This window comes from Hymenobacter sp. GOD-10R (assembly GCF_035609205.1).
In the GTDB taxonomy this organism is placed as follows: domain Bacteria; phylum Bacteroidota; class Bacteroidia; order Cytophagales; family Hymenobacteraceae; genus Hymenobacter.
Genome location: NZ_CP141184.1, coordinates 4,010,200 through 4,023,984 on the forward strand (window position 1 = coordinate 4,010,200; position 13,785 = coordinate 4,023,984).

A 13,785-nucleotide genomic window follows, 5' to 3' on the forward strand; every position below is an offset into this window, starting at 1 on the left:
TAATTTCCTATCGATTGGAGTTACCATTGCACGCGAGATGCTTCGACAAGCTCAGCATGACGTTCTGTTTTAAGTTACTTGTACCTAAGTTGATATTTTGACTGCCCCTTAATATAGACGCTTTACCTGGATGCCGTTTAGCACCGCTTCGCCAGTTTTGGCTTTGAATTCGACGATAATACCTCGCCCTTGCTGGGCAGAAGCGGGGAACTTGAAGCTAGCAGCTTGCAGCGGCTGTAAGTAGTTCGCAGTACCTAGGTCGGATAGCACGGGCTGGCCGTTGAGCAGCACGTCGAACGACCGGCTGGCTTTCTTATCGGCCGCAGTATTGGCGCCGTTACCTAGGTTGTACACGAGTTGCTCGCCTTGCGGCACGGCTTCCAGTTCGGCAAAGTGCAGCACTACTTCGTACTCTCCATCTGGCACATCGAGGCGGAATTGGGTGAGACCGACGCGCTGGGTTTCGTAGAGGGCATCGTACTCGGTGCCGAGGATGTTGCGGTCGGAGCCGAAGGGCAGGCGGCCACTGCCGGGCAGCTTGAACACCTTACCGCCCACGTAGCCCCAGCCGCCGGGCGTGTATGCCTGTTCGGGAACCCACACTTGCTGAAGCTTGGGGTCGGTGAAATAGCGCGGGTCGCCGAGGCTGACGTTGAGTTCGGTGAAGGGCAACTGCGCCGAAGCTAGCTTTCGGGGTAGCAACTTGAATTGAATGTCAACCTGATCATCAATGGGTTGCCCTTCTACTTGGGCGCTGAGCTGATTCACGCCATTTACAAATGGCACCCGGAACCTAGCCACGCCAAACGTAGCCGGCTGACTACCTAGGTCCTTGCCGTTGAGCACCAAGCGCACACTCGGCTGGTTGGTGTACACCTCCACTGGCTGCGTGCAGAATAGCGAATCACTGCCGCCCGCAAAGCCGCTGCGCAACGTCCAGCCGCGGGAGCCGATCTTTACGAAGGGCGTTTTGAGCAGGTTTGCCTGGTAGAAAAAGTAGGCGTCCTTGGGCTGACGGTCGGCGGTGAGTAGGCTCTTGGTGTTGATATGGGGCGTGGCTTCTTGGCGGCTTTCGGAGTTGAACTCGGCTAGGTTCCAAACGGTGCTGCCGGCCACAAACGGGCGCTCCATGATGGCCTTGAGATAGTACTGGTGGTAGCGGTTGGCGTATTCCTGCGTCTTGTCAAAGCGCTGGGGCTGAAACGAATGCAGGCGCAGGTCGGAGTCGGCGCCGTATTCGGTTATCAGCACGGGCTTGGTGGACAGCTCGCGGTGGTGCTGGTCGAGGTATTGGGCAAAGCCTTCTAGTTCGCCGGAATACCAACCCTGGTAGAGGTTCCAGCCGACGATCATCGGGATGCTGGTCAGGCCGGCATCGCGGTAGAGGTCGAACGCGCCGTGGTTGACGAGCATGGTGTAGCGACTCGGGTCTTCGCGGCGGGTAATGTCGTCGAGCTGCTGGGCGAGCTGTGCCACACGCTTGAAGTACGCTTGGCCGGCGGCATTGTCCTTCTTGATGCCTTCCGGCAGGCGCAGCAGCACCTCGTTCATGTAGTTCCAAATGACGACGCTCGGATGGTTGAAGCCCTGCCGAATCATCTCCACTTGCATGGTTTTGCAGGTATTGAAGAAGCCTTCGGAGTCGGTAATAGCATTCACCACCGGGATTTCCACCGAGGTCAGAATGCCGAGGCGGTCGCAGGCTTGCAGCACCGTGGGGTCTTGCGGGTAGTGCGAGATGCGCAGGAAGTTGCCGCCCATCTGCTTGATCAGCCGCACATCTTGCTCGTGCAAAGCATCAGGCAAGGCGTTGCCGAGACCGGGAAAATCCTGGTGGCGGTTCGTGCCGATCAGTTTCAGCGGCTTGCCGTTCAGGAAAAAGCCTTTGTCGGCATCGAACCGAAACCAGCGCAAACCTAGGGGATTGGTCACCTCATCGAGCGGTTTGTTCCCGTTGCCGTCCTCGATTCTTGAGACAACGCGGTACAGGTACGGGTCGTCGGGCGACCACAGGTGCGGCTGGCGCAGCTTGCCGAAAGTTTGCTTGAAAGCTAGCTTTTGCCCTGCTCTTAGACTAAGCTTAGTGCGCTGCTGGGCTACGGTGCGGCCTTCCCGGTCGAGTACTTGCGTGAGCACAGCTAGCTTACGGTTTGTCGCGGCACCGTTGGTTATGGCACCGTTTACCACGACTTCAGCGGCTTCCGCCGACACATTGGGCGTGGTGATGAAGACGCCGCTCGAAGCATTATTATCTAGGTCGAAGTGCACCGGGTCAGCGGCCAGCAAGTACACGTCGCGGTAGAGGCCGCCGTAGAAGGTGAAGTCGGCGGAGAGTGGCGGGATATCGGGGTTGTGGCGGTTGTTCACCTTCACCGTTACCTCGTTGGCAACCGTGCCTTCGTTGCTGAACTTCAGCAATTTGCTCACGGGAAAGCTAAAGGCTGTATACCCGCCCGCGTGGCGCCCGGCTAATTGGCCGTTCACGTACACTTCGGTTTCCTGATTGGCTCCTTCGAAGTAGAGGTACACACTGCGCTTTTGCCAATTAGCCGGTACGTAGAGCATTTTTTTGTACCAACCTAGGCCACGATAGTAGCCGGGCTCATCGTCGAGGACATCGGCGGCGTTCCAGGTGTGCGGCAACGATATTTTCTCCCACCCTTGCGTTGGGGCCGCTGGCGTTTTGGTGTAATCGGTGCCGTCGTCCTTGCGGAAGAGCCAGTTGGCATTGACGGATTGCAGAATCCGTTGCTGGGCTAGCGTGGGCAGTGCCAGCAGCGCATTGAATAGTAGAAAAACGAAGAACCTTGCGCGCATTTTGACTTGTATGATGTAGGAATGCGCCACGGCGCATTCGGTATTGCACACCTAATTAGTCGGCATCAGTTGACGCCGAACGGCTACCTGGGCCTGTTGCAACATCGGTCGTTCAACGGTGCGCGAAGCGGGAGCTTCGCGCTACAGGGGCAGTAGCTCCGTCATTAAGCCCTCCGACTTCACGCCTACCACGCTCTTGCCGCCATTCGTTTTCACTCGAATGATAGCCCGACCATTATAGGCCTGCACTTTGCGCGAGCCCGACGACGTGCCTAGGTTATCCATTAATTGTCCGTCGCCGCTCAGCGAGAAGTTGATCCAGCTGACGGCATCCAGGCACTGCACGCCATTGGCATCCAGCAGCTTCACCTGTACCGTCGCGAGGCCATTTTGCTCACCTAGCTTTTCTACCACCAGCTTGGCAGGCTTGGCCCATTTCTCGGTTTGGTAGCGCTGGTGGATTTCGTCTTCCACCACGGCTTTGCCTTGGCGAGCTACTACTTTAATAATGTTGTCGCCGGTGTTGTTGAACGGCACCAGCCAGCGTAGACCAGCGGCCGGAAAGTCTTGACTGTTTCGCTTTTTCACGCCGTAGCTTTTGCCGTTGACAAACAGCTCGGCCTCGGCACAATTGGAGTACACTTTCACCATCTTCTGCTCGCCCGCTTCGCCCCAGCGCACCGGCCACGAGTGCCCGTAGATGTGCGCCATCGGCTTGGTGGCCCAGTAGGATTGGAACACGTAGTAGGCTTCCTTTTTGGTGAAATCGCGCTCCACTACGCCCTTTTGGTTCATGTAGGGAATGGGGTTGTCGGGGCGCACGGGCGTGGAGAAATCCTTGAACGGCCAGTACGCCGTGCCGCTGAGCCAGGGCATGGTCTCCTGCTCTTTCAGGTGCCAGTCGACCAAGTTGCAGAGGTAGCTTTCGCTCCAGTCGCCGTCCTTCGACACGCGGGCGCTGCCACCGAACAGCGAGGCGTCGCCGGAGCGCTCGTCGGCGCCTTGGCCGCGGCTGATTTTAGCTAGGGCGTTATCAGGGTTTTCGGAGTGGCGGCCGGCGTGACTGTCACCGCCCCATTCCACGTGCAGGAAGCGTTTTACATCCTTAAACTCTTTCTCCGTCACATCCTTGTACTCGGTGTAAATGCCCCGGTACCAGCCCGCCCAGATAGAAGGCGAGTACACATCGGGGATGTCTTTGCAGAAGTCGCAGCGGCGAATGGCGGTGTAGCGCGAGGCGTCGAGCTGGTGCGAAAGGGCATTTAGCTCCTTCATGAAGGTGCGGATCTTCTCCTTGTCGAACTCGAGGAAGTCGCCGGGCCAGTCGTTCTCGTTGCCTAGCCCCCAGATGATGACCGCCGGGTGATTGTAGTGCTGCTGAATCATGTGGGTCAGCATGCGCTTGGCCTGGCTTTGATATTCCGCTCCTCCTAGCCCGCCCCGGCACCACGGAATTTCTTCCCACACCGTAATACCTAGGCTGTCGCAGAGGTTGAGCACGATGCGCGACTGTTGGTAGTGCCCGAGCCGGATGAAGTTGACGCCCATGTCTTTCATCATGCGCATCTCCTGCCGAATCATGGGCTCGGTCATGGCCGCGGCGACGCCGGCGTGGTCTTCGTGGCGGTGCGTGCCGCGCAGCAACAGGCGTTTGCCGTTGAGCAGAAACGGCCCGTGCTCTACGAATTCGATATGGCGGAAACCTAGCTTTTCGGTCTGCTCATACGTGTCAGCGCCCGCTTTAATGCTGACTTGCACCGTGTAGAGCTGCGGCGCATCTGGCGACCAGAGCTGCGGGCTTTTCACCTGAAATTGATAAATATCCTGCTCGCCGGCTTTGGCCGAAACGGTGGCTTGATACTTTCCTATCTGCTTGCCTTTGGGGTCAAGTAGCCGCACGGAAACTTGCGCGTTGGCGGCCTGCGTCCACTCCGGAAAAACGGCTTTTATCGTCAGCAGCCCTGCTTTGCTCATTTTGTCAACCTCCGCTTTGGCTACCAGCCGCTCTAGGGATGTAGCCGGCACGTACTCCAGATTCAGATAGCGGTAAATGCCGCCGTACAGATTAAAATCCGACAAGTCGGATGGTATCATCTCCAAGTCGCGCGAGTTGTCGCTGCGAATGGAAAGCGGGATTTTGCCTTTGAACTGGGTTTTGTAAGCGTCCGTCTTTTGGAAATCAGCAATGGCTTGGGTGATGTCGACGGTCCATTCATCATAACCGCCCACGTGACTGCCGACTTTGGTGGTGTAGATGTAGACGTCGGTTTTCTGCCCGGCGCCTTCGAAGTGCAGCAACGTGTGGCCGCTAGCGTACGGGTTCTGCACGGTGAGTTGGGTGCGGTACCAGCCGGGACCTTGGTAATAATTCACGTCCGGGTCGACGGCATCGAGGGCGTTGAAGCAGTGCGGCAAGGTCACTTTTTGCCACAGCGGCACGCTTTCGGGGTTGCCAGCCACCACGGGGCGCACGGCTTCCCACACGCCACCTAGGTCTTGGCGCACAAATTCCCAGTTGTCGTTTAGGCGGGTTTTCTTCTGCCCAAACGCCGCACTGCTCAGCACCAAAGCCAGCCAAACCAGCAGCAACTTCTTGTTTCTCACTATCCTGTGTTTCTGCCTTCAACTAAATAGAACGTCATGCTGAGCTTGCCGAAGCATCTCTACCGCTTCGGTTGTCGATTGTAGAGACGCGACACTTCGCGTCTCGGCATTGAACGATTCGCCTAGAACAACCTAGGTAAACAACATTAGCAACGCCGAGACGCGAAGTGTCGCGTCTCTACATTGTTCTGGTATCCGCAACGAAGCAGTAGAGATGCTTCGGCAAGCTCAGCATGACGTTCTTACCTGAGCCATCTTACCTATTCAAAGAAGCTTTTCTGAATACCTAGCTCTAGGCCACGCAACTCGGCCAGGCCGCGTAGGCGGCCGATGCCGGAGTAGCCGGGGTTGGTTTTCTTGTTCAAATCGTCGAGCATCTGGTGGCCGTGGTCGGGGCGCATCGGGATGCTGAGCTGGCGGGTTTGCATGGCGGTGAGCAGCTCACGCACTACGCTGAACATATCTACGTCGCCTTCTAGGTGATTGTCTTCGTAGAAGTCGCCCTCGGCGTTGCGGCGGGTGCTACGCAGGTGGATGAAGTTGATGCGGTCAGCAAACTGCTTCACCATGGCGGGCAGGTCGTTGCTCGGTATTACACCGAAGGAGCCCGTGCAGAAGCACAAGCCGTTGCTCGGTGAAGGGACGGCCTCGAACAAAGCCGCCACATCGGCCGCTGTGCTTACCACGCGCGGCAGACCTAGGATGCTGTAGGGCGGGTCGTCGGGGTGGATGACTAGCTTCACGCCGACTTCCTCCGCTACGGGCACCACTTGTTGCAGGAAGTAGATGAGGTTGGCTTGCAGCTTAGCCGCGTCGATGCCCTCATAGGTATCGAGTGCCTGCTGGAATTGCGCCAACGTGAAGCTTTCCTCGCTGCCGGGCAGGCCCGCAATGATGTTACGCTGAAGCAATTGCTTGTCGGCGTCGCTCATGGCGGCGAAGCGCTGCCTTGCCTTCTCAATTTCCTCGGGCGTGTAATCCTGCTCGGCGTTGCGGCGCTGAAGCAAGAGCACGTCGAAGGCGACGAACGCCGCCCGCTCGAAGCGCAGGGCTTTGGAGCCATCGGCGACGGTGAAAGCTAGGTCGGTGCGCGTCCAGTCGAGCACCGGCATGAAGTTGTAGGTGACGATGTAGATGCCGCACTGGGCTAGGTTGCGCAGCGACTGTTGGTAGTTCTTGATGTAGGTTTCAAACTCGCCCGTTTGCGTCTTGATGTTCTCGTGCACCGGCACGCTCTCCACCACGCTCCACACTAGCCCGGCCGCTTCGATTTCAGCCTTTCGCTTCTGAATTTCCTCTACCGGCCACACCACCCCATTGGGCAAGTGGTGCAAAGCGGTCACGACGCCAGCACAGCCGGCTTGCCGAATGTCGGCCAAACTAACAGGATCATTGGGGCCAAACCAGCGCATGGTTTGCTGCATTGTGTACGCCATTTCTTGCTGCTCTTTTAAGTTAAACGCCGCCAAAAATGGAGAATCCACCGTCGACACAAATCATAGAACCGGTCACAAATTTTGAGGCGTCGCTCAGGAGCCATACCAAAGCGCCTTTCAACTCGTCGGGTTGGCCGAAGCGCTTGAAGGGTGTTTGTTTTATAACTAGCTGGCCACGATCTGTGTAGCCGCCCTCCGGTTTGGTGAGCAGGTTGCGGTTTTGCTCGGTCAGGAAGAAGCCGGGAGCTAGGGCGTTCATGCGAAGCTTGTCGCCGTAGCGGTTAGCCATTTCCACCGCAAACCACTGGTTATAGCAGTCCACAGCAGCCTTGCCCATGTTGTAGCCCAGCACCTTCGTAATGGCCCGCTTCGAGTTCATCGACGAGATATTCACGATACTGCCCCCACCCGATTCGGCAATGGCCTGCCCAAATACTTGCGTGGGGATAATGGTGCCCCACAGGTTCAGCTCCATCACCCGCTTCATGCCAGCGATATTCATCTTGAACACGTCTTCACTAGGGTCGAGCACGCCATCGGGGCCATTGCCGCCAGCGCCGTTCACCAGCCCGTCGATGCGGCCAAACTTGCTTAGTACTTGCTCGCACGCAGCACGTAGCTCCTCTTCCTGCAACACATCGGCCACTAAGGCTAGGGCCTTGCCGCCTTGGCTGTTGATAGCGTCGGCGCGCTCTTGCGCCACCTCAGCGTTACGGCCTAGGATGCCTACAGTGCCGCCCGCTTCCACAATGCCGTTGACGAACGAATCGCCCAAAATACCGGTCCCGCCGGTTACCACAATTACTTTGTCTTGCAAGGAAAAACTGTCGGACATGCTACTGAGTTGAAGGTGATGATTTTGTGTGCGAGGCAAGGTAAGGATTGAGTGAAGGAATGAAGGCTAAACATCTCGCTGACGCCTGAAGGTGTAGAGACACATAGTTGTGTCTCAATCGTTGCTGATGTTGTTTAACCCGAGTTGTTCAGCGCCGGTCGTTCAAAGAGGAGACGCAAGTATGCGTCTCTACATCGGGCAACCAAGCGAGGTACTCCAGCATGTTCTATATAGCCCAGGGTACTCTCGCGTAGGAGGTATTTTGCGCAAACACCTTCTCTGCATCCAAGTCGGGGTACTCGCGGCTGGCGCGATTGTATAGGGCTAGGATGGTGTAGTTGCTGGTGGGCACCACGTCTTGGCGGTCCATCTGCTTCTCTTGGAGTAAGTAAGGTTGAAACCAGGCCACGGCTTTGTGCAGGCTGCGGCCGTCGGGCGTAGTGTAATTCCAGAGGTCGATGTCAACCTTCTTAGCCAGCACCGCCAGCCGCACCCAACCTTGCAGATTCATGGTGGTGTAGTTCCAGGGGCGGGTGCGTTCCAGCTCCAAGGGCTGCGAACCATCGGGGGCTAGCTGAAGCGTGATGCGCGGAATAGTGCGCGTTTCGATGGTCTTCTTAGCCAAGGCTTTGTCACCGGTGAAGAGGGCAAAGTCAACGACTTGCACATCGTAGAAGGTGCCGTGGTTGTTTTTGTTGTTGCCTTCTTCCACGCCTAGCTTGCTGGTCAACAACCAAGTGTTGTAGTCTTTAAACCAAGTCTTTAGGCCGCTCACCAACTTCGCATCTACGCTCTTGCTACCGCTCAGCAAGGCTACCGCGTCCGGTATTTCAGCCAGGTTACGGGTGGCAATAATGCCGTAGCTGCGGCCCTCGGAGGAGCCAGGAACGCCTTGCCCGTAGTTTAGGTTGGGGTTCATACGGGTAGCAGGGTCCAAGAAGAACGTGCGCAACAGCTTCGCCGCATGAGCCGCGTATTTCTCATTGCCGGAGAAGTAATAAGCTAGCCCTAAAGCTTTGGCGTCTTTGCACACGTTGCCTAGCTCCTCCTGATCCTTCAGCGCTGTTGACTCCGGATTGACCAAGCCATCCTTGTTGATGTAAGGCTTACCGTCAGGCTTATCCGGATTGGGCCAGAAGTACGGGGCCTGCGAGATGAAGTCGTGCTTGTCGCCGCTGGGTGGCAGCTTGGTTTTGGATATGACGGTGTACGGCCCGCGACCTAGGGCTTTGTCGGCATCGCTCAGCAACGTTTTTACTTGCTGTACTTCCGCCGTGCCGCCTTTCGTATAGGCTGCTTTGTAGGCGACCATTTGCGCAGCATCGAGCAGCAAAAACGAACTTTGAGGCGCCGGATAAGCTGCCGCCGCGCCGAACCAAAGGAACAGCGCGAGGCAACCTAGCCAACGTTTACAAGAATGAAGCATTAAAAACCAGGGTTTTGCGTCAGGTTCGGATTGAGCACCACTTCCGTTTGTGGGATGGGAAACAGCAGGAAGTTATCGTTGATGTCCCGGTTGAAGATGGCTTTTTCTACCTGCTTCAACCGGTTCAAGCGGATTAGGTCGTAGCGGCGGTGACCTTCGTCGCACAGCTCCCAGGCCCGCTCCTGCACCAGTAAGTCCACGAAAGCGTCTTTGGAAGTAGCCGTAGTGGGCAAGGGAGCTAGGCCTGCCCGCTGCCGCACGCGGTTAATGCCCTGATACTTTGTGGCGTCGCCCGCGTTGATATTATTAATAGCCTCCGACTGCATCAGCAGCACGTCGGCGTAGCGGGTGATGAGCCAGTTGGCGCGCGAGTCGTTGCCGATGCGCTTGTCGTCGCGAAACTTGTTGAAGTAGTACTGCGGCAGCGTGGCGGTACCGGCTTGATTGCTCAGGTTCCAGGCCTTGCGCACATCGTTGTTGGCATAGGATTTCACGAACCAGTCTTCGGCCGTGAACGAGGCGAAACCACCTAGGGCCGCCGGCAGGTTCTGCCGCACGATGATGTTGCCCACGTTCGGCGGCAGGTCAAACTGTACCGAGAAAATGTGCTCCGGCCCGTTCTCTTTGTCGGGCAAGAACACGTCGCCGTACACCGGCGAGAGGCTGTATAAGTTGGAGCTAATCACGCGGTTGCAGGCGTCTAGCGCGTCTTGGTTATCCGAGCTCTTGGCATCGGCCGTGCTGGCCCGCGTCAGGTACACTTTGGCGAGCATAGCCGCCGCTGCGCCGCTCGACACGCGACCTTTGTTGGTGGCCGTAATCTGGTTTTCCTTCAGACAGTTGGCTTCGGCAAACTTCAGATCCTCAATAATTTGGTCGTAAACCTGCGCCTTGGGCGTGCGTGAAGGGCGAATGTCGTCGTTGGGCCCTTTTATGGGAGCTAGGATCAGGGGCACGTCGCCGTACGAGCGCACCAACTCGAAGTAGCCGAGCGCCCGCAGGAAGCGCGCATTGCCGAGGATGTTGTTTTTGTTGGCCTCGTTCATGCTGATGGGCGGCACCTTCTCAATCACGTCGTTGGCCCGACTGATCATGCGATAAAGGTTTACCCACCAGAAGCTTATCTCGCCGTTGTTGGCCGTAAAGGAGAACCGGCTTAGCTCGGCCCGGTCGCCGGTGGTGGCGCCCACTACCGTCATGTAGTCGCCGGGCAGTTCCGTGACAAGCCACACGGTGCGACCGTAGAGCGTTTGGGCCTGCATGGTGCTGAACACGCCGTTCAGGCCCGCAATGGCGTCGCTCTCGTTTTGGTAGAAGTTACTGGACGTCAGAAAATCGTAGGGCTTTTCCTCCAGGAATTTCTCGCAGGAGGTGAAAAGACCTAGGGTGCACAGGCTGAGAAGAAGAATCTTCTTTTTCATGTTGATAGTATTGAAAGCTAGCCAGTTAATTAGAAGCCAATCCGAACGCCACCGATGAAAGTGCGAGTGTTGGGGAAGGCGTTGTAGTCGGTGTTCAGGCTCAGGCCCGAGTTGCCGAACGAGTTGACTTCCGGGTCGTAGCCGGAGTACTTGGTGAGCGTAATCAGGTTCTGGCCGGTCACGTAGATGCTGGCCGTTTTCACCGTTTTGGTAATGGCCTTGGGCACTGGTATCGTGTAGGTAATGGTGGCCGTTTTCAGGCGGACGAAGCTGCCGTTTTCCACGATGTCGCTCGTGATGCCCGTGTTGCGGCGCACCACGCTGTTGGCCTTTGGAATGGTGTTGCTGGTGCCGGGTCCGGTCCAACGGTCCACGACAGTGGCTAGCTTGTTGGTGGTCGTGAAGCCCGACTCTAGCTCGTAGCGGTTCAGGTTCAGGATGTCGGAGCCCTGCACGCCCTGGATGAAGATGCTCACCCCCACGGGCCCAAAGTTGAAGTTGTTAGTGACGCCGTAAATGAACTTCGGCTGAGCCCGCCCGATAATGATGCGGTCGTTGGCGTCAATCTTCTTGTCGCCATTCTGGTCGGCGTACTTAGGGTCGCCGGGGCGCACTAGGTTGGTGATGCCGCTGGCGGTAATTTCCTCCGGCGTCTGCCAGATACCGAGGAACTGGTAGCCGTAGAAGGAGCCAATCGGTTCACCCACGCGCAGCACGCTGGTGGCACCGGTTGCGCCGGGGAAAATGCTCGTGCTCGATTGCCCCACAAAGCGCTGGTACTCGCCGTTGAGATTCACCACTTTATTCCGGTTCAAAGAGATATTCAGGTTGGTATTCCAGGAGAACTTCGCCCCGTCGAAGTTCACGGTGGTCAGCGCAAATTCGAAGCCTTTGTTCTGCACACTCCCGGCATTTTGCAGAATATTCGAGAAGCCCGTCGTCTGCGGAATCGAAACTTCCAGCAGTAAGTCTTTGGTCTTCTTGTAGTAATAATCGGCCGTGATGCTTATCCGGTTCTTGAACAAAGCTAGGTCGATGCCGAAGTCAGCTGAGGAGGTCGATTCCCAGCTCAGGTCGGGGTTAGGCACGTTGGAAGCAGCCAGACCAACCAAGCGCGTTGCCCCAGACGTGTAGGCGTTCAGGCCATAGCGCCCCAGCGACTGGTACGAGCCGATTTCCTGGTTGCCGGTGATGCCGTAGCTCGCCCGCAGCTTCAGGTCACTAACCGCTTGAATGCCCTGCATAAACTTCTCATCGATAAGTCGATAAGCAAAAGCTGCTGAGGGGAAGTAGCCCCACTTATTGTTCGGGCCAAAGCGCGAGGAGCCATCCGCACGCATGGTGAAGGTGAACAGGTAGCGCTCAAACAAGCGGTAGTTTACCCGCCCGAAGTAAGAAGCTAGGGTGTTGGCGTTCTTGCCCGAGATAGGCGTCAGCACGTTGGCCCCGATGCCGATGTTGTCGCTGCCCAAAGCATTGGTGAAGAAGTTGTTAGCGAGGGCGCTGTAGTTTTCGTTTACAAACTGCTGGAAGGTCAGACCAGCCACCACATTCAGGGCATTGTTGGCGTTGAGCTTACGGTCGAACGTCAGCGTGTTCTCGTTGAGCCAACTGTAATTGTTGTTCGAGGCCTTGGTGGCCGAGCCGTTGGTGTTCTGCCCCACGTACACCGTGGAAGGAACAAACTGATTGCGCTGATTGCTGAACAGATCGGCGCCGCCCGAAATCCGCAGCTTCAGCCCCTGAATGATTTCGTATTCGCCCGCTACGTTCACCAGCGCGCGCAGCGTGGTGCGGGCGTCCTTGGCACTCTCGGCGTATGCTACCGGGTTGCCAGCAATTTCGACGGCGGGCAACGGCTGGTTTTGAAAGGTATAGTTGCCAAACTCGTCGCGCACGGGCTGAATGGGACTAAACCGCAAAGCATCCAGCAACACCCCCCCGGCACTACCGCCGTTGGTGTTCACCGTGGTGAGCTTCTGCTGCGTGCGGGCTAGCTGACTCGAAAAATTAACATTGATCTTGTTGCTGACCTTCTTATCGAGGTTCAAGCGCACCGTGCCACGCTGAAAGCCCGAGTTCAGGATAATGCCTTCCTGATCGAAGTAGTTGAAGCTAAGGTTGTAGCGCGTATCCTCAGTGCCGCCGTTGAACCCTAGCTGGTAGTTGCTCTGGCGACCTTGCTGGAAGATAGCATCCTGCCAGTCGGTGCCTTTGCCCAGGGCCGCAATCTGGTCTTGGGTGTAGGGCAGCGCCGTGGTGGTCTTGTTTTCGAGGTTGTTCAACGTCTGAACGTCGTTGAGGTAGTTGGCAAACTGAGGCGCGGTCATCAGATCGTACTTCTTGCGCACGTTGCTCACGCCAGAGTAAGCCTCAAAGTTGATGGCGTTGCGGCCCGCCTTGCCCTTTTTGGTCGTGATAATGATGACGCCGTTGGCACCACGCGAACCATAAATAGCGGTGGCGGAGGCATCTTTCAGCACCTCAATGCTCTCGATATCACTGGGGTTGATCGAGTTCAGGTCGCCGGCGCCGGGGAAGCCGTCGACCACAAACAGCGGCTCGTTGCCGGAGTTGATGGAGTTGGTACCCCGAATCCGAATCGAGACGTTGCCGCCGGGCTCGGAGTTGGTTTGTGTTACCTGCACGCCGCTCACACGCCCCTGCAAGATCTGGTCGGCGCGGGTGATGGGGACTTCGGCCACCTGCTCGGCCGTCACGGAGGCCACGGAGCCGGTCACGTCGCGCTTGCGCTGGGTGCCATAGCCGACCACAACCACGTCGTTCAGGGCCGTGGTTTGCTCTTTGAGGCGCACCGTCACAGTGCCGTCGTTACCTACTTTCGCCTCCGTGGTTTCGAAACCGATGTAGGATAGCACCAGCGTTGGACTGTCGCTGGCGGGTGCAGTTAGGGAGAATTTGCCGTCACTGTCGGTGGTGCTGCCGCTGGTAGTACCTTTCACAACGACCGTCACGCCCGGCAAAGGTGCGTTATCGGCAGCGCTAAGTACCCGGCCTGTTATCTGCCGGTTTTGCGCCTGCGCAACATAGCTGATAAGGACCGCAAAGAGCACGAATAAACGCGTAAATCTTCGCATAGAATAGGTTTTTGGGTGGGTTTGGGAATATGAAGGGGTAAGTACAGCAACTTTGCATTGGTGTAAGACTAATGAGGATTATTTTTTTACGAAAACGTTTGCGAAAACCATTGGGCATAGAATTTCTCTACCACAAGACCTAGCCCCA

Annotated in this window: 7 protein-coding genes; all 7 read right to left on the bottom strand. The window is 56.9% G+C overall.

Going from position 1 to position 13,785, the window contains the following annotated elements:
- Positions 1-108 precede the first annotated feature (108 nt).
- The 7 genes from SD425_RS15965 to SD425_RS15995 all read right to left on the bottom strand — a co-directional run bounded on the left by SD425_RS15965 (position 109) and on the right by SD425_RS15995 (position 13,637).
- Positions 109-2,817, bottom strand: a complete 2,709-nt coding sequence (locus tag SD425_RS15965; RefSeq protein WP_324670935.1) for a glycoside hydrolase family 2 TIM barrel-domain containing protein — start codon at positions 2,815-2,817, stop codon at positions 109-111.
- A gap of 141 nt (positions 2,818-2,958) precedes the next feature.
- A complete protein-coding gene (locus SD425_RS15970; RefSeq protein WP_324670936.1) occupies positions 2,959-5,421 on the bottom strand; it encodes a glycoside hydrolase family 2 TIM barrel-domain containing protein in 2,463 nt (820 codons plus the stop codon).
- 260 nt (positions 5,422-5,681) lie between these two features.
- Positions 5,682-6,857, bottom strand: coding sequence for a mannonate dehydratase (gene uxuA, locus SD425_RS15975; RefSeq protein WP_324679557.1), 1,176 nt, complete (start codon positions 6,855-6,857; stop codon positions 5,682-5,684).
- A gap of 19 nt (positions 6,858-6,876) precedes the next feature.
- A complete protein-coding gene (locus tag SD425_RS15980; RefSeq protein ID WP_324670937.1) occupies positions 6,877-7,692 on the bottom strand; it encodes an SDR family oxidoreductase in 816 nt (271 codons plus the stop codon).
- A 226-nt stretch (positions 7,693-7,918) separates the two neighbouring features.
- Entirely contained in the window at positions 7,919-9,118 is a 1,200-nt protein-coding gene (locus SD425_RS15985; protein WP_324670938.1) for an alginate lyase family protein, read from the bottom strand.
- Complete coding sequence (locus SD425_RS15990) at positions 9,118-10,539, bottom strand: RagB/SusD family nutrient uptake outer membrane protein (protein ID WP_324670939.1); 1,422 nt, start codon at positions 10,537-10,539, stop codon at positions 9,118-9,120. The genes SD425_RS15985 and SD425_RS15990 overlap by 1 nt, the downstream gene beginning before the upstream one ends.
- 29 nt (positions 10,540-10,568) lie before the next feature.
- On the bottom strand, positions 10,569-13,637 hold the full coding sequence (locus SD425_RS15995) for a TonB-dependent receptor (RefSeq protein ID WP_324670940.1): 3,069 nt from the start codon (positions 13,635-13,637) through the stop codon (positions 10,569-10,571).
- Positions 13,638-13,785: the final 148 nt, after the last annotated feature.